At 67.5% G+C, this 20,368-nt stretch carries 22 protein-coding genes and 2 pseudogenes; 13 read left to right on the top strand and 11 right to left on the bottom strand.

All coding sequences use genetic code 11. The annotated features are described in order from the left end of the window. Nucleotides 1–12: 12 nt before the first annotated feature. A complete protein-coding gene (locus U0023_RS30460) occupies nucleotides 13–435 on the bottom strand; it encodes a GreA/GreB family elongation factor (RefSeq protein WP_009762841.1) in 423 nt (140 codons plus the stop codon). A gap of 52 nt (nucleotides 436–487) precedes the next feature. Then, nucleotides 488–1,054 carry a RidA family protein gene (locus tag U0023_RS30455; RefSeq protein ID WP_245272972.1) on the bottom strand — a complete coding sequence of 189 codons (567 nt, stop codon included), beginning with the start codon at nucleotides 1,052–1,054 and terminating at the stop codon, nucleotides 488–490. Between the two features lie 537 nt (nucleotides 1,055–1,591). Between U0023_RS30455 and U0023_RS30450 the strand changes: the two genes are divergently transcribed. The 6 genes from U0023_RS30450 to U0023_RS30425 all read left to right on the top strand — a co-directional run bounded on the left by U0023_RS30450 (nucleotide 1,592) and on the right by U0023_RS30425 (nucleotide 5,090). Then, entirely contained in the window at nucleotides 1,592–1,807 is a 216-nt protein-coding gene (locus tag U0023_RS30450) for a hypothetical protein (protein ID WP_009762838.1), read from the top strand. Between the two features lie 231 nt (nucleotides 1,808–2,038). Further along, nucleotides 2,039–2,935, top strand: a complete 897-nt coding sequence (locus tag U0023_RS30445; RefSeq protein ID WP_009762837.1) for a CBS domain-containing protein — start codon at nucleotides 2,039–2,041, stop codon at nucleotides 2,933–2,935. Between the two features lie 17 nt (nucleotides 2,936–2,952). Continuing rightward, nucleotides 2,953–3,168: a hypothetical protein gene (locus U0023_RS30440; protein WP_009762836.1), complete on the top strand. Its 216-nt coding sequence runs from the start codon at nucleotides 2,953–2,955 to the stop codon at nucleotides 3,166–3,168. 111 nt (nucleotides 3,169–3,279) lie between these two features. After that, nucleotides 3,280–3,561 (top strand): hypothetical protein, encoded by a 282-nt coding sequence (locus U0023_RS30435; protein ID WP_009762835.1) that lies wholly within the window; start codon nucleotides 3,280–3,282, stop codon nucleotides 3,559–3,561. 190 nt (nucleotides 3,562–3,751) lie between these two features. After that, nucleotides 3,752–4,708, top strand: a complete 957-nt coding sequence (locus U0023_RS30430; RefSeq protein WP_009762834.1) for a cation diffusion facilitator family transporter — start codon at nucleotides 3,752–3,754, stop codon at nucleotides 4,706–4,708. A gap of 118 nt (nucleotides 4,709–4,826) precedes the next feature. Further along, nucleotides 4,827–5,090 carry a hypothetical protein gene (locus tag U0023_RS30425; RefSeq protein WP_009762833.1) on the top strand — a complete coding sequence of 88 codons (264 nt, stop codon included), beginning with the start codon at nucleotides 4,827–4,829 and terminating at the stop codon, nucleotides 5,088–5,090. A 35-nt stretch (nucleotides 5,091–5,125) separates the two neighbouring features. On the opposite strand, the gene U0023_RS30420 is transcribed toward U0023_RS30425, so the two are convergent. From U0023_RS30420 to U0023_RS30405, 4 genes are all read right to left on the bottom strand, one after another. Further along, the gene (locus U0023_RS30420) at nucleotides 5,126–6,196 is read right to left on the bottom strand and encodes a PQQ-dependent sugar dehydrogenase (protein WP_407667465.1); all 1,071 of its coding nucleotides are present in this window, start codon (nucleotides 6,194–6,196) and stop codon (nucleotides 5,126–5,128) included. Between the two features lie 431 nt (nucleotides 6,197–6,627). Further along, the gene (locus U0023_RS30415) at nucleotides 6,628–6,948 is read right to left on the bottom strand and encodes a hypothetical protein (RefSeq protein WP_009762831.1); all 321 of its coding nucleotides are present in this window, start codon (nucleotides 6,946–6,948) and stop codon (nucleotides 6,628–6,630) included. Further along, complete coding sequence (ctaD, locus tag U0023_RS30410) at nucleotides 6,945–9,425, bottom strand: cytochrome c oxidase subunit I (protein WP_009762830.1); 2,481 nt, start codon at nucleotides 9,423–9,425, stop codon at nucleotides 6,945–6,947. The genes U0023_RS30415 and ctaD overlap by 4 nt, the downstream gene beginning before the upstream one ends. Next, nucleotides 9,422–10,096 carry a cytochrome c oxidase subunit II gene (locus U0023_RS30405; RefSeq protein WP_009762829.1) on the bottom strand — a complete coding sequence of 225 codons (675 nt, stop codon included), beginning with the start codon at nucleotides 10,094–10,096 and terminating at the stop codon, nucleotides 9,422–9,424. Before U0023_RS30405 ends, ctaD begins: the two co-directional genes overlap by 4 nt. A gap of 18 nt (nucleotides 10,097–10,114) precedes the next feature. Here U0023_RS30405 and U0023_RS30400 point away from each other — a divergent pair, with 18 nt between their 5' ends. After that, entirely contained in the window at nucleotides 10,115–10,630 is a 516-nt protein-coding gene (locus tag U0023_RS30400; protein ID WP_009762828.1) for a DUF2231 domain-containing protein, read from the top strand. Here U0023_RS30400 and U0023_RS30395 read toward each other — a convergent pair. The 3 genes from U0023_RS30395 to U0023_RS30385 are packed head-to-tail and all read right to left on the bottom strand — an operon-like array spanning nucleotide 10,603 to nucleotide 14,113. Further along, entirely contained in the window at nucleotides 10,603–11,112 is a 510-nt protein-coding gene (locus U0023_RS30395) for a CopD family protein (RefSeq protein ID WP_009762827.1), read from the bottom strand. The genes U0023_RS30400 and U0023_RS30395 overlap by 28 nt on opposite strands. Continuing rightward, entirely contained in the window at nucleotides 11,109–11,819 is a 711-nt protein-coding gene (locus tag U0023_RS30390) for a cytochrome c oxidase assembly protein (protein WP_009762826.1), read from the bottom strand. Before U0023_RS30390 ends, U0023_RS30395 begins: the two co-directional genes overlap by 4 nt. Next, nucleotides 11,816–14,113, bottom strand: a complete 2,298-nt coding sequence (locus tag U0023_RS30385) for an FdhF/YdeP family oxidoreductase (RefSeq protein WP_009762825.1) — start codon at nucleotides 14,111–14,113, stop codon at nucleotides 11,816–11,818. The genes U0023_RS30390 and U0023_RS30385 overlap by 4 nt, the downstream gene beginning before the upstream one ends. Nucleotides 14,114–14,347: 234 nt before the next feature. Here U0023_RS30385 and U0023_RS30380 point away from each other — a divergent pair, with 234 nt between their 5' ends. The 5 genes and pseudogenes from U0023_RS30380 to U0023_RS30360 all read left to right on the top strand — a co-directional run. After that, a complete protein-coding gene (locus tag U0023_RS30380) occupies nucleotides 14,348–14,779 on the top strand; it encodes a DUF2231 domain-containing protein (protein WP_009762824.1) in 432 nt (143 codons plus the stop codon). Next, complete coding sequence (locus U0023_RS30375; protein WP_009762823.1) at nucleotides 14,776–16,059, top strand: PQQ-dependent sugar dehydrogenase; 1,284 nt, start codon at nucleotides 14,776–14,778, stop codon at nucleotides 16,057–16,059. The genes U0023_RS30380 and U0023_RS30375 overlap by 4 nt, the downstream gene beginning before the upstream one ends. 57 nt (nucleotides 16,060–16,116) lie before the next feature. After that, on the top strand, nucleotides 16,117–16,929 hold the full coding sequence (gene pstS / locus U0023_RS30370; RefSeq protein ID WP_009762822.1) for a phosphate ABC transporter substrate-binding protein PstS: 813 nt from the start codon (nucleotides 16,117–16,119) through the stop codon (nucleotides 16,927–16,929). A 99-nt stretch (nucleotides 16,930–17,028) separates the two neighbouring features. After that, nucleotides 17,029–18,207: an AI-2E family transporter gene (locus tag U0023_RS30365; protein ID WP_009762821.1), complete on the top strand. Its 1,179-nt coding sequence runs from the start codon at nucleotides 17,029–17,031 to the stop codon at nucleotides 18,205–18,207. A 135-nt stretch (nucleotides 18,208–18,342) separates the two neighbouring features. Continuing rightward, nucleotides 18,343–18,411 (top strand): annotated as a pseudogene (locus U0023_RS30360) (ACP phosphodiesterase); the annotation flags it as partial. Between the two features lie 46 nt (nucleotides 18,412–18,457). Here the strand turns inward: U0023_RS30360 and U0023_RS30355 are convergent. Continuing rightward, nucleotides 18,458–19,015: a transposase gene (locus U0023_RS30355; protein ID WP_009762820.1), complete on the bottom strand. Its 558-nt coding sequence runs from the start codon at nucleotides 19,013–19,015 to the stop codon at nucleotides 18,458–18,460. Nucleotides 19,016–19,029: 14 nt separating this feature from the next. Next, a complete protein-coding gene (locus U0023_RS30350) occupies nucleotides 19,030–19,572 on the bottom strand; it encodes a helix-turn-helix domain-containing protein (protein WP_009762819.1) in 543 nt (180 codons plus the stop codon). A 73-nt stretch (nucleotides 19,573–19,645) separates the two neighbouring features. Between U0023_RS30350 and U0023_RS30345 the strand changes: the two are divergent. Further along, nucleotides 19,646–20,119 (top strand): annotated as a pseudogene (locus U0023_RS30345) (NADPH-dependent FMN reductase); the annotation flags it as partial. Nucleotides 20,120–20,368 lie beyond the last annotated feature (249 nt).

Here is a 20,368-nt window from a genome sequence, read left to right as displayed (position 1 = left end):
GCCGCATCGCTCCTAGAGCCTGACCGGCATGAGCCCACCCGTGACCCTCAGTCCGACGCCCTCGACCTCGACCCAGGCATCCATCGGCCCGTCGGATCCGATCACCGGCATCCGGTCCCCGGGGCGAAGCCCGAGAAGGGACAGGCCCACCGGCGTCAGGACGGACACCTCGGCGTGCGGCCACATGCCATCCTCCGAAAGGATGAGGGCCCGCCTTTCGACGCGACCCCCATCCGCGAGCCGATAGGTCACGAACCTGTCGAGCGTCACGACGTCGTCCGGGAGTTGATCGGGCGCGTGCAGGGTGGCCCTGTCGAGTTCCCGCCGGAGAGGCGACGCCAGCGGATGGACCTGCTCCGCGAGTTCCCGGGCCGTCCGCATCAGGCGCCTGTGGTCTTTGTGCGTCATCATGACGGGTGGCAGACTAGCGTGCATTGCAATCCTCCTCATGTCGGATGCCTCGGCCATTGGCCTTGGGGGCGGCGCCTCAAGGATTGAGGGGACTGCCCGCAGGCAGGGGCTGGCCACCCGACGGAAGGATGGCGGTCGCCGAGATCTCCACGATGGCGGCCGGGTCGACCAACCCGGAAACCTCCACCAGCACCATCGCCGGATAATGGCTCCCCATGACCTCGCGATAGACCACCCCGAGCTCCTTGAGTCGCGCCCGGTAGTGATCGACATCGAGTACGTACCAGGTCATCTGCGCGATGTGCTCGGGTGCCCCGCCCGCTTCGGCCAGCGCCGTGCGGACGTTCCGCAGCGCCTGGCGCGCCTGGAGCAGGAGCCCGACGGTCGTCACCTTGCCCATGTGGTCGGTGGCGGTCTGGCCGCTGACGAACACGAAGGTGCCCGTGCCCGCAACCGCGTGCGAATACCCGCGCGGGCGCGGCAACTCCGGCGGGTTGATCTTGCGGAGCGGGGGCGCCAGCGGCTGGGCGATGGTCATGATGTCCTCCTTGTTGGCGGGACGATGCCGATGGGGATGCGAGGAGGCCTCCGCGACCAGTGGGACGCGCGGGGCGCATGTCTTCGGTGGAGGGCACGGGGGCATGCGCACTTACGCGTGTCGCGGCTTCATGGAAGCCGGGTCGAGCGTCGGAGCAATGAGGATCGCAAGAATGCCGATGGCTGCCCAGGCTTTCGCCGCGTGCCGATCAACCCCGGACGGGAAGCGTCCGGGGTTCAGTCTCCCGTTTTCAGGCGGCCTGCGCGAATGGAGGAAATGGCATGGGTCGTGGGCATGATGCTCCCAATCTCGGTTGTGCCCTCCCCGAAATCAAGGATGCCCGCCCGCGTCAGAATGCGGCGTTTGGCAAAGCCCTGGCGCGGCCTAGGCTCGCCCGCTATGTCGATGTCCGCAAGACACATCCGTGGCCTCTGCCACGCGGGAACCCTGATCACAGGACACTGCCCCCGAGGCCCGTCGCTTGAGCCCCGCGGCCCCGGGGCACCTAACCTGCCGAACATTCAAGCAAACACGGCCTCGCACGCTCGGGTCCGCATGAGGCGTCGGCCGACGCGCCTGCACGCCGGCTTTACCATGCGCCGATGAGCGCGACGATGCCGCGATCAAAACAGGGAGAGCAAGATGTCCCATCATTCGCAACGTTCCTCGAGCCCGCGCGACGATGCATCCACGCGCGCCGACGCCGAGGCATTGGCCCGTGAACTGTTCGAGCGGACCCGCCGCGACGAGGCCTTCGACGACCTCAAGCGACGGGCCGCGTTCAATCGGCAGGACGCGGGCAGGATCCGACATTGGATCAGGGCCGCGCGTGCCATGGCCGCGAAGAGGCAAGCTTGATTTCGAGGATTCCGTGCTTACGTGTAGGACGTCATGATTACGCTGTCTTGCATCTCAATCCTTCGTGCGGGTCGCCTCCTCGCAGGCCACTGAACCCCGAAGGCAGGCCTGCCGCATCGCGGGGCCCGCCGTTCGGGGCCATGACGTTTCCTGAACAATCATCGGACACACGGCGCCCTGTCAGGACCGTCCCCCAGCCTTCTGCATGCTGCGCCGCGCGGAGGAGGAGACATGACCGCAAGACATAAGCGCTCGACCGAGCCGCTGTCGCCGCACCCGTTGCCATCGCCAGCCTTTGGCCCGTCCTCCGTTCCGGGTGATGGCCCCATCGACATTCTGCCCTGGCGCCTGAGGCGGGAAACCCTTGGCCGCTCTCCGCAGGGCACGCCCGACAACCAGGATCGCGGGTCGCGGCATCCGCCCGAGGACGAGGCGCCACGTCCACTCACCGTCGCGGATGTGATGACGCGCGACGTGGTTTCCGTCTCGACGGCCAGCCCGGTGAGTGAGATCGCCGGCGTCCTCGCCGGCAAGCGGATCAGCGCCGTGCCGGTGGTCGGTGCGGATGGGCATGTCGTAGGCATCGTCAGCGAGAGCGATCTGATCCGGCGGGCCGAGATCGGAACCCAGCGCCGGCGCTCCTGGTGGCGCAGGATCCTCGCCGACATCGAGGCGGAGGCCGCCGAGTACGTCCGGACCCATGGCCGCAAGGCACGGCACGTCATGACCTCGCGTGTCGTGACGGCCACGGAGGACATGACGCTCGCCGACGTCACCGACGTCATGGAGAAGCGGCGGCTCAAGCGTCTTCCCGTCGCGCGCGGAAAGCATCTCGTCGGCATCGTCAGCCGCAGCGACCTCGTCAAGGCCGTGGCGCGCCACCGCGATCCCCTGTTCGCCGATCCTCCCACGGATGATGCCGTCCGGCAGGACCTGACGGAGCGTGTGAAGTCGGTGACGCCATCCCATAGGCTCATCCACATCTCGGTGCATCGCGGCAACGCGGACATTGCCGGCGTCGTGGACTCGGCGGCCGAGCGTGAGGCGATCCTCGTCGCCGCGGAGAACACCCCGGGAATCCGCTCGATCCAGAACCGGATGCTCGTGCGATCCCGCTCGATTTCCTGATCCGGAAGGAGGAACCGATGATGCGATTTCGAGCGACCATGATGGCAGCCATCCTGTTCGGCGGCGTGTGCCTGATGCTCGGAACCCTCGGGGCGATGATGATCGAGTCAGGCAGGATTCTCTCGATCTACGGCATCGCCGTTCTCGGCTTCGCCGCCTGGGTGTCCCGGGACTCGTTCCAGAGAAACAGGGCAGGACAAGGCGGGTCGAAGCCGAAGGGATCGCTGCCATGAGGGGCCTGGCGCCCTGCACCGCCTTTGGGGAGGGTTGGGTGCAGGCGTGTCCAGTGTCACCTGCGGGGTCCAGGCCAAGGCCGGCAATCAAGCAGCAACGAGAGGAAGCCCATGACCGGCAAACGCGAGCGCTCGCCCTTCCGATCGGAACCGCATCTTCCCCGCATGTACTCCCCCGAGGTCGGACCCTTGCTGCAATCGCTCCTGGTCACCCTCGCCGACCTCGATTTTGCGCATCAGAGCGACATCGAGACGGTCAGGAACAGCTCGGCGGAGGACTGGCTCAAGCACTCCACGATCCACAGGCTGCAACAACTCCACCGCGAGCGGCGCGAACCCTACGTCCGGCAGCTCGAGGCCGTGCAGAAGCGCATCCGGGCCATGGCGGCCTAGCGGCCACGCCCAGGGCCGGCATCGCGGCCCGCCCGCTTTGCACCCGACGAACGAATGTCGGGGCCGATGGGCCTGGCACCGTCGCACATGAACCTCGGACGCTGTAGAGTGTGCGATGGCGGTCGGCAGACCGGGTCCATAAAGAAGGCATCGGTCCCGGACTGCACCATCCGCCTGACCCGGGGAGTTCATGATCCAGGATACCGCCGGGCGCGCATCCCGGCCGTCCGAAGCGGCACGAGACATGGAGGCGCTGGCGGAGCAACGCGCCCTGAAGCTGTCCATTGCCGTGACGGCGCTGACGGGCGTGGCGGGCATCCTCGGCGGCCTGGTGATCGGGTCGCGCGCGATCACGTTCGACGGCATGTACAGCTTCGTCGACGTCGCCCTGACTTTCGGGGCGCTCGCCGTGGCGAAGCTGCTGATGCAGGAGCCAAGTCCCCGCTTCCAGTACGGCTACTGGCATCTCGAGCCACTGATTGCTGCGGCCGAGAGTGCGATCCTGGTCACCGCCTGCCTCTACGCCGTCATCGACGCCCTGCGGGGACTGATGAATGGCGGGAACCCAATGGCTTACGGGGCCGGCTTGGCCTGGGCCGGCCTGATGGGCACCACCGGCTTCGTCATGGCGGACTACATGAGCCATCTGGCGCATCGCCAGCGCTCGATCCTGCTCGCCGTCGATGCCCGGGCCTGGCTCATGAGCGGCTTCGTGAGCCTCGCCCTTCTGTTCGCCTATGCCATCGCAGTGGGTCTGACAGCCTCAGGGCATCACGGGTGGGCGCCTTACGTCGATCCGGCGGTCCTGCTGTGCATCTCGCTTGCCTTGCTGCCCGTGCCGCTGAAGACCTTGCGCCGCGCCATGCGGGACGTGCTCGAGGTGGCGCCGGAGGAACTCGACCGCCGCGTCCGGCAGGTCGTGGACGAGCTCGTGCGGGAGCGCGGCTTTCTCACCTATTCGAGCCACGTCGCCCAGATCGGCCGCGGGCAGTTCGTCGAGATCCACATCCTCGTGGCGCCCGATTACCAGGTCGGGACGGTCGCGGCCGTCGACGGCATCCGCCGCGATGTCGCCGCCCGGCTGGACGCGAGCTGGCCGCAGGTCTGGCTCACCGTCGACGTGACGACGGACCCGGACTACCTGTGACCGTAGCGTAGGGTATCCGCGGCAATCACCATTGCACTTGATTGCCGGATCCGGCGATCCAGATCGATTGAAGCCCTCACGCTCTGGCGGCCTGCGGGCCGATCGAGGGAGGAGCACCATGCCCACCAACCAAACGAGGCCTGACGACCTCGATGCCGTGGACGAGGCCAGCCTCGAGTCGTTCCCGGCCAGCGACCCGCCGGCATGGACCGGGACGGGTTCCGGCCCGGTCGATGTCTCGGCCCTTCTGGAGCGTGCCAGCCGGGCCCGGGCAGTCTGGAACCAGGCGCTGGAGGAGGCCGCCCGGCTGTGCGACGAGAACGGTACACCAGAACTGTCCTCCCGCATCCGATCCCTGAAGCGGCCGGAGCCTGATGTCTGACACGCCGCCAGGCCTGCTCCGGCGACTTTGCTCGGTTACTTGGTTCCTCCGTGTGTCACCCGGAAGATCGTGCCGTTGGCATCGTCGCTGACAAGCAACGCGCCGTCAGGCGCAACCGCGAGACCCGTCGGCCGCCCCCAGACCGTGTCCTTGTCGAGCACGAACCCCGTCATGAAGTCCTCATACACGCCGGTCGGCTTGCCATCCTTCATGCGGGCACGGACCACCTTGTAGCCGGTCCTGTCCTCCCGGTTCCAGGACCCGCGCATGGTCGCGAAGGCATCGCCGCGGTACTCGGCCGGGAACGCGTCCTTATCGTAGAACACGATCTGCATCGTGGATGAATGCGGCTGGAGCAGGACATCGGGCACGAGGACCTTGTCCTTGAGGTCCAGGCGCTCGCCGGCATGGGCCGGATCCTCGTTGCCGCCCGTGTAGTACCACGGCCAGCCGTAGAACCCGCCCTCGCGCACGCTGGTCAGGAAATCCGGCACCAGGTTGGCGCCGAGGTGGTCGCGCTCGTTGCCCGTGCACCACAGGGTGTCGGTACCCGGTTGGATGGTCATGCCGGAGCAGTTGCGCAGGCCGGTCGCAAAGTTGCGGACGTCGTTGCCTTCCGGATCGAACACCTGCACCACTGCGCGGTCCTCCTCCTCGCCCCAGGCGGCACCGACCCCGTGCGTCTTCTCGAATGCCTTGATCTCCTCAGCCGACTTGTTCGGCATCACGGCGGCGACGTTGGAGGCCGAGCCGATCGAGACGAACAGGCGCTGGCCGTCACGGGAGACCGCGAGGTCGCGGGTCCAATGCCGTTTGGTCGGGATGTCCGCAATGATGACCTCGGCCGGCCCCCGTGCCTTGCGGTCACCGTTGCGGTACGGGAAGCGCACGACCTGGTTGGCCGCCGCCACGTAGACATAGCGGGGGTCGGTCGGCGGATAGAACGCGATGCCGAAGGGTCGGTCCAGGTTCTCGGCGAAGGCCTGGGGTGTCGCCGACCCGCCCTTGGTTGCTTCTGCGGGGACGACCAGGACGCGCCCACCGCCGCTCTCCGCCACGAAGACGTCGCCGTTCGGGGCGATCCGGATTACGCGGGGCTTGTTCATGTCTTTCGCGACCACCTGCACCGCGAAGCCCTGCGGCACGGCCGGCAGCTTGCCTTGCGGGGCATCGACGACCTTCGGCAGCCGCTCGAAATCAGGTGCTTCGGGGTCGTTCTGGTGAAGGCTCGGCGGCGGCAGGTCGGCGGGCGTGATGTGCCGGCTGACGCCGGGGGCATCATCCTGCCAGGTGCCGAAGGCATTGGCCCCGGTGCGCATCTCCTGGGCGTGTAGGGGCGTCAGCAGGAGGAAGGCCAGTGGAAGACTCATCACGGTCGCCGATTTGCGCATCGATGCCTCCCGACAACGCTCCCCGGCCCAGCCCTGAAGAAACGGGTGCCGATGGTTCCCAGTTCCGCGGAAAGGCCACCACGGACGTCCGTCCCACCCGTCCTTCCGTGAATCGACCTGTTGAAGGGTCGGCAGAGCGGCGCGGCTCAAAGACAGGCCGACGTCGTGACGACCGGGACCAGCGTCCACAGCGTGGCGACCAGGGCCACGACCGCCAGCGTCAGGCTGACCCCGCGCACGAAGGCCGAGCGCGATGCGAAGCGGGGCGAGCGCAGGGCGAGGAGGAAGGCAACCTGGAGGATGGCGGCGGCGATCCAGGCCGCCGTCATGGCGGCGCGGCCCGCGGCGAGGTCGAAGCCCGCCTCGGCCCAGCGCGGCGAGCAGACGAGGCCCTGGAGCCCGTACACGGCACTGAAGGCGGCGAGCCAGGCCGTGAGCGGGACCGCGATCCGGAGGATGTCGGTCATGTCGGCACTCCCGGCAGCCAGGCGGCCCCGAGGCCGAGCAACGCGACCGCGACGGCGTAGTCGGTCCAGAGCCGCACCACCCGCGCCTCGCCGACGCGCCGGGCCGAGAGGTACCCGCCAGCCGCGCGCAGCGCGAGGAACACCGTCATGAGGCCCGCGACGGTCGCGTGGAAGACGACGTAGCCCGCCACCACCCAGAGCGTGGCGTCGTAGGCGTGGGCGTCGTGGGACGTCCGCGTGAGCACCGTGACGGCGGCGGCCCCAAGCGCGGAGAGACCCGCGAGGCTCAGGAGCAGGCCGAGCCAGGGTCCACCGTCGCGCCGGAGCGCACGGTCGGCCAGGCGGATGCCTCCCAGGGCCAGGACCGCGCCGCCGAGTGCCAGCAGCGGTCCCCGAAGGCCAGGTTCGAGCCAGGCGGGCGGCGGCCAGTTCGGCGCCACCGTCCAGAGGAAGGCGTAGCCGAAGAGGAGCGAACCGAAGAACACCCCGTCGGCGAGGAGCAGGAACAGCGAGCCCCACCAGCCCGGCGGCCGCTCCACCTCCGTGGCCGGCGGCAGGACAAGCCCATGCCCGACCGGGCGTGAATCCTGGTCCTCGCGGCTCCCCAGGCTCCAGGCCCACCAAATCCCGAGCGCCGCCACGCCCACGAGGGAAAGCGGCACGAGCCAGTACGCCTTGATCAGCATTCCGACGAAGAGACCGCCGGTGACGAAGGCCATGACGATCGGCAACGCCGAGTTGGTCGGGAAGATCACGAGGGAGTTCGGCCGCCCGCTCGCGATCTCCACCGTCAGGATCTCGCGCAGGCCGCTGCCCGGGTCGCCGAGGTAGCCCTCGCCGCGCGCGATGCGCACGGGCAGGTCGGGATCGTCATGAAGGGGATTGCGGCTGTGCACCTTGGGGATCGAGGCGAGGTTGTAGGAAGGCGACGGCGCAGGCATGGCCCATTCCAGCGTTCCCGCCTGCCAAGGGTTGCGCCGACCGCGGACGGCCACGACCGCGTTCACCACCACATCGATGAGCACGAGCGCGAACCCGATCGCCATGACGAAGCCGCCGATCGAGGCCAGGAGGTTGATGAGTTCCCACCCCGACCCGGGCTCGATGTGGTCGATCCGCCGCCGCATCCCCAGGAGTCCTGCCCAGTGCAGCAGTAGGAAGGTTCCGTGGAACCCCACCACGACGAGCCAGAATGCCGTCTTGCCCAGCTTGAAGTAGCGCCTCCGCCCGGTGAAGTTCGGCAGCCAGTAGTAGAGTCCCGCGAGCATCGGGAACACGAACCCGCCCACCAAGACGTAGTGGAGGTGCGCCACGATGAAGTAGGTGTCGTGCGACTGCCAGTCGAAGGGCACCACCGCCACCATGACCCCGGTGAGCCCTCCCATGACGAAGGTGGCGAAGAAGGCGAGGATCCAGAGCATTGGCAGATGCATCTCGGGACGGCCCTTCCAGAGCGTCCCGATCCAGGCGAAGACCTGCACCCCCGTGGGCACCGCCACCAGCGTCGAGGCCGCCGAGAAGAAGGCGAGTCCCATGTGCGGGATGCCGGTCGCGTACATGTGGTGGACCCAGATCCCGAAGCTCAGGATCCCGAGGGAGACGGCGGCGGCCACGATCCAGCCGTAGCCCAGCAGCGTCGTGCGTGCCATCACCGGCAGGACGGTGGAGATGACACCCGCCGCGGGCAGGAAGATGATGTAGACCTCCGGGTGGCCGAAGAGCCAGAACAGGTGCTGCCAGAGGATGGAATCGCCCCCGGCGTCGGCCTGGAAGAAGGGCATCCCGAACGCGCGCTCGAGTTCGAGCAGGGTCGAGCCCAGGATCAGCGGCGGGAACCCCGTCAGGATCATCATCGCCACGACCAGCATGTACCAGGCGAAGATCGGCAGCCTGTCGAGCGACATGCCGGGTGCGCGGTAGAGCAGCACGGTCACCACGATCTCGGCCGAGGCCGAGATCGCGGAGATCTCGACGAAGGTGATCCCGAGGAGCCAGAAGTCGGCGTTGATCCCCGGTGAGCCGAGCGTCGAGGAGAGCGGCGGGTACATGAACCAGCCGCCGTCCGGCGCGATCCCGGCGAGGAGCGCGAGGATCAGCAGCGCACCCCCGAAGGCGTAGCACCAGAAGCCGAAGGCACTGAGCCGGGGAAAGGCCAGGTCTCGCGTCCCGAGCATCTTCGGCAGGAGATAGACCGTCAGCCCCTCGAACAGCGGGATCGCGAACAGGAACATCATGATGACGCCATGCATCGTGAAGACCTGGTTGTAGACGTCCGGTCCCATGAAGGCCGAGCGGGGGGTAGCGAGCTGCGCGCGGATCAGCATCGCGAGGATGCCGCCGATCACGAAATAGGTCACCGCCAAGGCCAGGAACATCAACCCGATGTCGTTGTTGTTGACGGTCGTGAGCTTGCCGCGCCAGCCCGGGCGCGGACCCCAGATGCGTTCGAGCGCGCGGTGACGGCGCAGGGCGTTCATTGCGCCCCTCCCTGGAGGAAGGTGTCCCAGGCGGCCGCGTCATGCGCCCGCACGGTGAAGCGGTGCCCGGTGTAGCCGTGTCCGTTGAACTCGGCACTGACGCCTGCGTAGTCTCCCGGCGCATCCGCCTCGATCCGCAGGACGTTCACGTGGCCCGGGATCGCGTCGAGCTTGCCCGCGAGGCGCGGCACCCAGAAGCTGTGGATCACGTCGGCGCTGGTGATCCGGACGTCCACCGGCCGCCCGGCCGGAATGTGGAGGATGCCCTCGGTCGCACGCCCCGGCGCATCGGCGTAGCCGAAGGACCACGCCCACTGCCGTCCCTCGGCGCGGACGGTCACGACCTCCGGTCCCGGCCGGGGCAGGAGCCGCTCGCCCACGTAGAGTCCGTAGGCAGTCAGGGCGGCCAGCACCGTGAGCGAGAAGCCGAGGCCGAGGGCGTGGATCCAGACCCGCTCGCGCCGGGCATCCGCCTCGGGTCCGGACGGCCCCTCGCCGCGGCGGAATGCCAGCACGAGCAGGAGCACGACGAGCAGGAGGATTGCGGTCGCCCCGCTCAGCAGGGCCCACCACAGGGTGGCGATCGTGGCCGCGGTGGGTCCCGCCGGGTGGACGGTCGAGAGGGATTCCGCGCAACCGGCCAGCGCGGCGGGCGTTAGGCTCCCGACCATGCCCCGCAGGAGAAATCGGTGGCGGAGACCCAGATCCAGACCAGGGACGAGACCCTCGTCGATCCCGTTGCCCAGCGTCCCGGCTTCGAGGAGACCGGGTCGAGGATCGCGGTCGCGGGCCACCCGATCCATGCCATGACCGTGGCCTTCCCCATCGCGCTGACCTTCTGCAACTTCGGCGCGGACGCGTTCTACTGGTGGACCGGTGACGTGTTCTGGGCGCGGGCCGGCGTGTGGGCGGCGGGGATGGCCTTCCTCATCGGCCTCGCCGCGGCCGCCTCGGGGACGATGGAGCTGCTGCTGGTTCCCGGCATCCGCGCGCGCGCCTCCGCTTGGACCCACGCCGCGATCGCGGTCGCGCTCCTGTCGGTCCTGGGCGCGAACTGGGGCTATCGGCTTAACGGCTACGAGACGGCGGTGCTGCCCTACGGCATCCTGCTGTCGGGCTTCTGCGTCGTCATGGTGGGCGCAACGGGGTGGCATGGCGGCAAGCTCGTCTTCGACTATCACCTGGGCACGTCGAACGGGAGCTGACCGCCCCTCGGCGTCATGAGCCAATCCGGCAGCGGAACCTCCTCCAGCTTCGGCTTGGCCAGGACCAGGACCAGGATCGCCAGGACCGGAACCAGCAGGAGGAGCAACGGCACCAAAGGCCCCGGCGTCTGGTGCTCTCCCTCGGTCTCGGCCACGGTGACGATCGTATGGCCGACCCAGGCGTGGAAACCGATGAGCAGCGCCACGAAGACGAGCTTCGCGAACATCCAAACGGCGAAGACCTCGCGTACGAAGATCAGGAGGGTTCCCGCGGCGATGGCGATCAGCGCGGCAGGGGTGACGACCAGGGTATAGCCGTAATGGGATGCCAGCCTGATCCGGGAGTAGTCCGCCTGCCCGATCGCCGGGTCATGGCGAGCCAGCATCAGGGGCAGCGCGAACAGGCCCGCGCACCAGAGCAGCAGGGCCGCGATATGGAGCGCCTTCAGGTACGGGATCGCGCCGTCGAGCCACGGGATCATGCGAGTCCCTGCTCTATCGCCTGCCATCCCCGGCGCGCGACGAAGGCGCCCCAGGCGACGAAGGGAATGCCGGCGAGAACCCACATGATGAGCCCGCCCAACTGCTGGTCGCCGAGCGGCGTGAGGCCCCAGTCCAACGGGGCCACCATGTGGATCGCGTAGAGGGCCTGCGGCGCGAAGGTGAGGAGCGCCCCGAGGAGCGCCATCTGCATGTAGCCGCCCAGGATCCCGAGGAGGCCCGCGCCCGGTGCCTGCCCGGGGTGGAGGACAGCTCGCCAGAAGGCGAAGGCCGCGCCAAGGAGCGTCGCCTGCATGATCCAGTAGGCTGCCATGTTCGACAGCGCCAGGTCGTAGGCCGGGGGCCAGTGCCAGGCCCAGAGCACCACAGTCGCGATAAGAAGCGGCACCGCTGGAGATCCCGGCTTGCGCCCCGGCCAGGCGAGCGCGAGGAGCGGTGCGGCCACCGCCACGAGGAGGACATGGTGCACCACCCGCGCCGAGAACAGCGCCGCCGAGAGCGCGCAGAGCGGCGAGACGAAGGCCACCACAAGCACCGCCACGGCAAGTGTCCCGGCCCTAGTGCGCCCCACCGCGAGGGCCAGCAGACCCAGCGCCAGGAGCAGCGCCGGGTCAAGGTTCCAGCGCTGCCAGATGTCACCTGGGAGAGGTGCCGGACCGCAATAGGTCCCCGCCAGCGCCGCCGTCATGCGCCTGCCCCGTCGGGGCGGATGCGGACGGGCACGCCCTTGTAGGCCGGCGTCTTGGACAGCTCGTCGTGATAGCCCACGGGGATCAGGGGATTGGCCTCGGGGTAGTAGGCCGCGACGCAGGCATCCGGCAGGTCGTAGGGCACGATCCTCAGCCCCCGCACCACCCGCTCGGTGCCGTCCTCCACCGCGCATTCGAGCGTCACCACCTGCCCCTCAGCGAGGCCCCTGCGCTGCATCTCCTCGGGGTTGATGAGGACGATGTCGCGCGGCCCCGAAAGTCCCCGCAGCCGGTCGGAAAAGCCGTAGATCGTGGTGTTGAACTGGTCGTTCGAGCGCAGCGTGATCAGCGTGATCTCCTCACCCTTGGGCGGCTTGCCCAGGGAGGTCATCACCTCGGGCGCGGTGAACTGGGCCTTCCCGCTCTCGGTCTTCCACTCGCGGTTGCGTGCCTCGTTGCCCTTGTAGAACCCACCCGGCGTGAAGAGGCGCCCGTTGAAGTTCCTGAACTTGTCGGGATAGGTGGCTTCTATCAGGTTTCGGATCAGCCCGTAGTTGCCCGTCCACTCATCCCACTTCACCTTCGGGTTGGGGGGCAGCGTCGCCATGGCGATCCCGGCCACGATGGCGACCTCCGACTTCAGATGCGGCGAGGCGGGCTCTCGCTTGCCCAGCGAGCCGTGGATCATGCTCAGCATGTCCTCCATCGTCACCACCTGCGGCCCCATCGCCTGCCTATCCTCCTCGGCCCGCACGAGGCAGGGCAGCAGCCAGGTGGCCCGGCCGGGCAGGAGATGCGATCGGTTGAGCTTGGTCGCGATCTGCACGTTGAGGTCGAGACCTTGCCATGCCCGCTCGGCACGGACCCGGTCTGGGATGGCACGGGCGAGATTGCCGCCGAGAGAGATGAACCCCCGCACCGAGCCGTCGAGCAGCCCCTCGACCAGGTCCACCGTGGATCGCCCCTCTTCCTGCGGAGGCTCGAAGCCGAAGAGCTCCCTGAGCTTGTCCATCGGCACGTTCTTGGGCTTCTCGGTAATCCCTACGGTGCGCTGTCCCTGCACGTTGGAATGCCCTCGCACGGGCGAGATGCCGGCGCCCTCCCGTCCAATGTTGCCGCGCAGCAGGAGCAGGTTCACGAGCATGGCGAGATTGAGCCAACCCCTGACATGCTGGGTCAGGCCCATCCCGTAGATGCCGATGACGTTCTTCGAGGTGGCATAGATCTCCGCCACCTCGTGAAGTTCCTCGCGGCGCAGGCCGGACTCCTTCTCGATTTCCTCCCAGAATACCCCGCGCAGCCGCGCCTCGAGTTCGTCAAGGCCCGTGGTGTGCTTCGCGATGAAGGCCCGGTCGAGGATGCTCCCTCCCCTCTCGGCGTCGAGTTCGAGCACGCGCTTGCACAGCCCCGCCAGCACCGCGATGTCGCCCCCCGGGCGGACCTGGAGGTAGATGTCCGAGATCGGAGTGGCGGGCGTCACCGTCATCTGGGCCGGATCCTGCGGATCCGCGAACTCGACGAGGCCTCTCTCGCGGATCGGGTTGAAGGTGACGACTTTGCAGCCCCGCTCCTTGGCAGCCTTGAGCGTGTGGAGGAAGCGGGGCGAGTTGGTCCCGGTGTTCTGCCCGAAGAAGAGGATCAGGTCGCAATGATCGAAGTCCGACAGGATGCAGGTGCCCACCCCGACCCCGATCACCTTCTCGAGCCCCACGCTCGTGGTCTCGTGGCACATGTTGGAGCTGTCGGGCAGGTTGTTGTGCCCATAGAGCCGCGCGAAGAGCGCATAGAGGTAGGCGGTCTCGAGACTGGCCTTGCCGGACATGTAGAAGACGGTCGACTTCGGGTCGAGCTGCCTGAGCTTGGCCCCGATTCCGGCGAAGGCCTCGTCCCAGGTCGTCTCGACGTAGCGGTCTGAGGCGGCGTCGTAGCGCATGGGATGGGTGAGCCGCCCCATCTCCTCCAGCTCGTGGTCCGACAGGCTGCGCAGCTCGGTCACGCTGTGCGCGGCGAGGACGTCGGGGGTGCAGCGGTCACGTGTGAGATCCCAGATGGTTGCCTTGGCACCATTCTCGCAGAACTCGAAGAGGTGCGGCTGCGCCGGCTTGGTCCAGGCGCAGGAGGTGCACATGTGCCCGCCCGGCTTGTTCTGGCGCATCAGCGTGCGGAAGGCGCCGAAGGTCGGCCTCTGGTCGGCCAGGACGCGGGCGACGCCCTTGAGCGATCCCCAGCCGCCGGTGGCGCTCTCGTAATGAGGGGTGTCGGGACGCTGTCCGGCTTCGTCGGGCTTGCTCATCTGGTCCTCCCTGGGCGGGAACGGTCATGCCAACGGACTGACGTGGCTGTGCTCGGAACAAGCCCGGGGGCCGGAAGTTCCATCTGCTTGGCTTCGGCGCAGGGCAACGGGTCACATGAACGTCATCGGGCGGCCCGGCCTGTGTTCGAACCGACTTTCCCCTGCTGCATTGACCCAGCGACGCCCGCGCCGGACGCGGGTCGCGCACCGGATCCAGGAACGAGAGGAGGCGATGTGGTTGCCGTATCCAGCCCAGGTTCCCTGAGGTCGCTCCACCCCCTTCACGCGATCCTGCTGGCCTTTCCGCTTCCCCTGTTCCTCGGCGCGCTGGCGAGCGATCTCGCCTACCGATCGAGCCTCCACGTGCAGTGGGCGAACTTCTCGTCCTGGCTCATCGCGGGCGGGCTGGTCGGCGGCGGCTTCGCCCTGCTTTGGGCGCTGGTCAATCTCTTCCGCCGGGGAACAGCTCGCAAGGGGCGGCTGGTCGCCTACTTCCTCGTGCTGCTCGTCATGTGGGTGCTCGGCCTCGCCAACGCCTTTGTCCACGCGAAGGATGCCTGGGCGACCATGCCGGAGGGACTCTACCTGTCGGCGGTCACGACGCTCCTGGCCCTCGTCGCGGCCTGGATCGGCTATTCCGGGTTCCGAACCGGAGAGCTGCCATGATCCGCCCATTCCTCCTGATCGGTGCCTTGGGCATCGCCCTCGCTGCCTGCAACGACGAACCCGGTCCGGTGCAATACGGCCCCAACCCGAACCTGCCCGAACCGCAGCGCGGGCTGTTGCCCTCCATGAAGATTCCGAGGCCGGCCAACTGGGGCAACGATCTCCCGAAGGTGCCGCAGGGCTACAAGATCCAAGCCATCGCCACCGACCTCAAGATCCCGCGCCAGACCCTGGTCCTCCCCAACAGCGACATCCTGGTGGCCGAGGGATCGGGGGGCTACGCGCCGACGCTGCGCCCGAAGGACGTGATCGCGGGCTTCATCAAGAGCCTCGGCAAGAGTTCCGTGAAGGGCGGTGATCGCCTGACGCTGTTGCGCGACGCCAATGGCGACGGCACCTACGAGATGCAGGGCGTCTTCGCCGACAATCTCAACGCGCCTTACGGCCTCGCACTGGTCAACGGCGCGATCTACGTCGCCAACCAGGATGCGGTGGTGCGCTTCGATTACCGTGACGGGCAGACCCAGGCGAGCGGTCCGCCGACGAAGGTCACGGACCTGCCCGCGGTGATCAACCACCACTGGACCAAGGCGATGACCGCCAGCGCCGACGGGCGCTTCCTCTACGTCGGCATCGGCTCCAACAGCAACATCACCGAGCGCGGGATGGACGCCGAGGAGGACCGGGCGATGATCTGGCAGATCGACGTCCAGACGGGAATGCACAGACCCTACGCCGCCGGCCTCCGCAACCCCACGGCCCTCACCATCCAGCCAGGAACGGGCCAGCTCTGGGCCGTCGTCAACGAACGGGACGAGATCGGCCCCAACCTCGTACCGGACTACCTAACCTCCGTGCGTGAGGGTGCCTTCTACGGCTGGCCCTACAGCTATTGGGGCCAGAACGTCGATCCGCGCGCGCAGCCGCAGGATCCGGAGATGGTGGCCGCAGCGATCCGCCCGGATTACAGCCTGGGGTCGCACGTGGCGGCGCTCGGCGTGGCGTTCTCGAACCCGGTCATGGGGGCGGAGTTCGCCAACGGGGTGTTCGTGGGCATGCACGGCAGTTGGAACCGCAGCGTTCCGGTCGGCTACAAGGTGATCTTCGTGCCATTCCGCGACGGGAAGCCCGCCGGCGACCCGGTCGACTTCGTATCCGGTTTCCTGGTCGACGACGGCAACACGCGGGGGCGGCCGGTCGGGGTGACGGTGGATCCGCGCGGCGCCCTGATCGTCGCCGACGACCTGTCGAACACGGTCTGGAGGGTCACGAGGAACTGAGCGTCGGCCGGGGGCTGGGTCGTCGCGACTGGCGACGGATTCTTCCAAGGGAGCGGCATGTTCAAGCGCTTCATCATCAACCCGCCGGTCTTTTACGGCGCCATCGCCGTCATCGGCGGGATCGTTCCGGTCTATAACATCGAGGGCGTTCCGGAGAGGCAACTGAAGCTGACGGGCGAGATCCTCGCCGACATCTTCAATGCCAGGATCACGCGGTGGAACGATGCAGCGCTCGTCCAGGTCAACCAAGGGACGACGCTGCCCGACGCGGCGATCACCCCGGTCTATCGCGCCGATGGCTCCGGCACGACCGACGTGTTCACCACCTACCTGTCGCAGGTGTCCGAGGCGTGGAAGGGCGGCCCCGGTGCCGGCGCTTCGGTGCGATGGCCGATCGGCCAGGGCGGCAAGGGCAACGAGGGCGTCGCCGCGCTGGTCAAGCAGGTGCCGAACTCCATCGGCTACGTGGAATACGCCTACGCCAAGCAGACCCGGATCCCGGTCGCCCAGCTTCAGAACCGGAACGGCAAGTTCATCGTGCCCAGCGCACAGACGTTCCAGGCCGCGGCGGCCGGAGCCGACTGGAAGCCGGCCTCCGGCTTCGGCATCTCGCTGACCAACCAGCCCGGCGACGAGGCCTGGCCGATCACGTCGCCGACCTTCATCCGGGTCCACCGGACCCCGGAGAAGCCGGAGCAGGTGCTCGAGGTGCTGAGGTTCTTTGACTGGGCCTTCAGCAAAGGCGATCCGATGGCGGTCGAGCTTGATTACGTCCCCCTGCCTGACCAGGTGAAGGACCTTGTCCGCGCCACCTGGCAAAGCGAGGTCAAGGACAAGTCGGGCCAGCCGTTGCTCAAGAAGCCATCCTGACGCGTCTACCGGAAGCGGCCGGAGAGGGATCATCCGCTGGCGCAATGAAACCGCAGTTTCGGACCACGCTGGCGGGACGTACCCGTCGGCGAGGCCGAGATGGAATTCGAAAACCCGCCTCCTGAACCCATCCGCCTGCACCCGCACCGGGCCGTGCGGAGACACCGGCCCCGCAAGCCGACCCCGATTCGGATCTCCACCACCACGTGGCGCCTCATCCTGTTCGGATTGACGGCCCTGCTGCTGCTGATCCTGTGGGCGGTACCCATCGTGCCCGCGGTGGCCCTTGCCGGATTCGCGGTGGCGCTGGTGCTGTCGTTCCCGGTCCACCTGTTCGCGCAGGTCGTCCCGCGTGGCTTGGCCATCCTGTTCTCGTTCATGATCCTGTTGGCCGTGCTCCTGCTGCTGGCCTACATCCTGCTGCCGCTGATCGTGTCCCAGGCCGGGGCCCTCGTCACCGCCCTACCCGACCTGGTGCAGAACCTGGAGCAGTACCTGGTGCGGGCGCTCAGGGCGCTGCATGCCCGTGACCTGCTGCCCGACACGCCGGAGGCGGTCGCGGGGCGCCTGATCACGGACATCAAGGACAGCCTCGGCGTGCTCGCGAACAACGTCCTCGGCCACACGCTCGGCATTCTCTTCGGCACGTTCAGTTGGGCGCTGACGCTGTTTGCGGTGATCTTCATCGCCGCGTCGCTGCTCGCCAACGTGCGCTCGTTCAAGGCGGCGTATCTCACCAGCGTGCCGAGTCATTATCGCCATGATGCGCTGGAGTTCTGGGATGCGCTCGGCCATGCCCTCTCGCGCTATCTCGGCGGCCTCGCGCTGGTGCTGGCCATCCAGGGCGGGCTGTCCGCGGCGGCGCTATTCCTGATCGGGGTGCCCTATTCCCTGGCGCTCGGCGCGTGGGTGTCGATCACGGCCGTCATTCCCTACCTTGGCGCCTGGATCGGGGCGATCCCGGCGCTGCTGGTGGCCTTCTCCATCTCGCCGACCGCAGCGGTCCTGACGGGCATTCTCTTCTTGGCCATTCAGCAGTTGGAGGGCAATGTCCTGACGCCCCGCATCCAGGCGCAGACGATCAAGGTGCCGTCGGTGCTCGTTTTCCTCGGCGTCCTGGCGGGCGGCTCCCTGGCCGGGATCACGGGCATCCTCCTTGCCGTGCCGATGCTGGCAACGATCCGCGTGGTCTTCGACTTCTTCCGCGTGAGGCTCAGGGTGGCCGAAGCACCCGGAGGCGAAGGCTCTGCGACGCGGGCTCCCTCCGGCCATCGATGAGGTGACCCATGACGATGGATCCCATCGAAGGATGCGACGGGACGTGCCGGGTGGAACGATCGGCCGGGAGCACGCGATGTCCTGCATCCAAGGGATGGCCTCCGCAGGTCGCCACCCCATGCGAAGGAGAGCGCCATGACCACGTTCAAGGTCGGCTACCTCATCGGCAGCCTCGCCAAGGAATCGATCAACCGCACGCTCGCCTAGGCGTTGATCCGCTTGACCCCCCCTAAGTGGTGCATCCGGGAAGTCATGCCGCCCTCGGCAGGAGAGCAATACCTGGGGAGCGACGCGGTCGGTGTCGGCGGCGCTTGCCCCAGACAAAGGGATGGCGATGCGCATTCCAATAGATCGTGGCGCGGTCGATCGCATCGATGATCTCGTCCCAGCTCTCGAAGCGCCGGCCTGCTAACGCGAGCGAGCGCAGGATCTTCCACCAGGGCTCGATCAGGTTGAGATAAGCCGCGTACTTGGGCTGGAACACCATCTCCCAGCGCGGATGGGCGAGCAGAAACAGCAACACGTCGGTCGTGCGATGCGAACTCAGATTATCCATGATCGCATAGATCCGCTGGGTCGTGCGCGGGATCCAGGCCTCAACGTGCTCCAGGAAGTCGACCCAGTGCGCGCCACCCCGTCCGGGATAGGGATGCGTGAACACTGCGCCGGTCGCGGGACAGAAGGCCCCGAAGATGTAGCCCTTGGCGCGCCGGCCGTAGTCGATCTCCCGCTTCGCGCGCTCGGCTGGTCGCGTCTTTGTTTGCACCAGCGCACGACCCGCGTCGCTCTTCGCGCTCACCGGTCCCATTTCGTCGAGACAGACTACCCAACTGCCTGCAGGCGGTGCGGTGTAGAGCGTTTCGATCGCCCCCTTTTTGTGGCGAAGGCCGGATCGACCCGCTCGCCGAACCAGGTCTCATGCTTGTGCCAGCGCAAGCCCTCCTGGAGCAGGATCTCGTCGATGCGGCTGCGCTGCATCGCAATGCCTTTGACCTCGTGCAGGTAGGCGGCCAGTCGGTCGAGCGTCCAGGCGGCAAACGGCAGCCCGAGCGTCTCTGGCTTGATCAGCGCCGTGGCGATCACGGTGGCGGCTTGCTCAGGCGGATAGGTGGGCGGGCGTCCGGAGCGATGCCGATCCTTCAGGGCCTCCACTCCTTCTGCATTGAAGCGGTGGATGCGCTTGCGCACCGTCTCGACATCCAGGCCCAGGCGAGAGGCAATGGCGGATGGGCTCTCGCCGTGACGCGCGCGCCAGATGATTTGAGCCCGTTGCACCATCTGAGCCGGAGCGGTGCGCGCGTGAGCCAACGTCTGGACCCGTGCACACTCCTCAACGGTCAAATCCCGTAAGCAGATCGGTGTCATGGGTCACCTCCCGCCCGCAGGCCAGCAAGCCGCGATTATACCCCCTGAACATACCGGATGCACCACTTAGCACCTCACATTCACCGAGATCCCGATCAGGGACTTGCCGCTCTACAGCTCCGACTACGCCGCCGCCTACCCTCAGGTTGCGAAAGAGTCCAAGGACGCCATCGCTGCGGCGGATGCAGTGTTGTTCGTGACGCCGGAATACAACCGGTCGATCGCCGGCGCGCTCAAGAACGCCCTTGACTGGGCCAGTCGGCCGTACGGGAAGAACTCGTTCACGCGCAAGCCCTCGGCCGTGATCGGCACCTCGCCGGGCGCCATCGGCACCGCAGTGGGGCAGCAGCACCTGCGCAGCGTGCTCGGCTTCTGCAACTCACCGCAGATGAACGCACCGGAGGTCTACATCCGGTTCACGCCCGGCCTGATCACCGATGAGGGCGAGGTCAACAACGAGTCCACCGCCGAGTTCCTGAGGAACTACATGGCCGAGTTCCACCAGTTCATCGTGCGGGTGTACACCGCCCTCCCGCGTGATGCCTAAGAGCCACTCCCTAGGCATCAGTACTCGGCCCAGCTCGCGGCAAAGTCCAATGACGTAGCCCGCGATGCCTACCTGGTAATACCCTGGAGACAGGCAGGAGGAACCTGCGCCGCAGGAAGCAGGAAGGACTGCTCAGGGTCACGAGGAGGAGATCGACGCCAAGTAACGAACGTCCGGGTTACCTTGGTGAGCTGACGAAGGCTTTGAACGGAATGCTCAGCCTGGGTTTCCTGTCGGCATAAACGGCCA

The sequence above is a fragment of the Microvirga lotononidis genome (assembly GCF_034627025.1).
GTDB classification, from domain to species: Bacteria; Pseudomonadota; Alphaproteobacteria; order Rhizobiales; family Beijerinckiaceae; genus Microvirga; species Microvirga lotononidis.
The sequence above is the reverse complement of the archived record's forward strand: the minus strand, read 5'-3'. Positions and strand labels throughout refer to the sequence as shown.

Coding starts and splice junctions, on each gene's coding strand:
- U0023_RS30450 (WP_009762838.1), top strand. CDS start 1,592: ATGTCCCATCATTCGCAACGTTCCTCGAGCCCGCGCGACGATGCATCC.
- U0023_RS30460 (WP_009762841.1), bottom strand. CDS start 435: ATGCACGCTAGTCTGCCACCCGTCATGATGACGCACAAAGACCACAGG.
- U0023_RS30440 (WP_009762836.1), top strand. CDS start 2,953: ATGATGCGATTTCGAGCGACCATGATGGCAGCCATCCTGTTCGGCGGC.
- U0023_RS30435 (WP_009762835.1), top strand. CDS start 3,280: ATGACCGGCAAACGCGAGCGCTCGCCCTTCCGATCGGAACCGCATCTT.
- U0023_RS30390 (WP_009762826.1), bottom strand. CDS start 11,819: ATGACGGCGGCGCTGGCGGGGACCTATTGCGGTCCGGCACCTCTCCCA.
- U0023_RS30455 (WP_245272972.1), bottom strand. CDS start 1,054: ATGCCCCCGTGCCCTCCACCGAAGACATGCGCCCCGCGCGTCCCACTG.
- U0023_RS30355 (WP_009762820.1), bottom strand. CDS start 19,015: ATGGGACCGGTGAGCGCGAAGAGCGACGCGGGTCGTGCGCTGGTGCAA.
- U0023_RS30445 (WP_009762837.1), top strand. CDS start 2,039: ATGACCGCAAGACATAAGCGCTCGACCGAGCCGCTGTCGCCGCACCCG.
- U0023_RS30350 (WP_009762819.1), bottom strand. CDS start 19,572: ATGACACCGATCTGCTTACGGGATTTGACCGTTGAGGAGTGTGCACGG.
- U0023_RS30375 (WP_009762823.1), top strand. CDS start 14,776: ATGATCCGCCCATTCCTCCTGATCGGTGCCTTGGGCATCGCCCTCGCT.
- ctaD (WP_009762830.1), bottom strand. CDS start 9,425: ATGAACGCCCTGCGCCGTCACCGCGCGCTCGAACGCATCTGGGGTCCG.
- U0023_RS30430 (WP_009762834.1), top strand. CDS start 3,752: ATGATCCAGGATACCGCCGGGCGCGCATCCCGGCCGTCCGAAGCGGCA.
- U0023_RS30415 (WP_009762831.1), bottom strand. CDS start 6,948: ATGACCGACATCCTCCGGATCGCGGTCCCGCTCACGGCCTGGCTCGCC.
- U0023_RS30365 (WP_009762821.1), top strand. CDS start 17,029: ATGGAATTCGAAAACCCGCCTCCTGAACCCATCCGCCTGCACCCGCAC.
- pstS (WP_009762822.1), top strand. CDS start 16,117: ATGTTCAAGCGCTTCATCATCAACCCGCCGGTCTTTTACGGCGCCATC.
- U0023_RS30425 (WP_009762833.1), top strand. CDS start 4,827: ATGCCCACCAACCAAACGAGGCCTGACGACCTCGATGCCGTGGACGAG.
- U0023_RS30405 (WP_009762829.1), bottom strand. CDS start 10,096: ATGGTCGGGAGCCTAACGCCCGCCGCGCTGGCCGGTTGCGCGGAATCC.
- U0023_RS30395 (WP_009762827.1), bottom strand. CDS start 11,112: ATGATCCCGTGGCTCGACGGCGCGATCCCGTACCTGAAGGCGCTCCAT.
- U0023_RS30420 (WP_407667465.1), bottom strand. CDS start 6,196: ATGAACAAGCCCCGCGTAATCCGGATCGCCCCGAACGGCGACGTCTTC.
- U0023_RS30385 (WP_009762825.1), bottom strand. CDS start 14,113: ATGAGCAAGCCCGACGAAGCCGGACAGCGTCCCGACACCCCTCATTAC.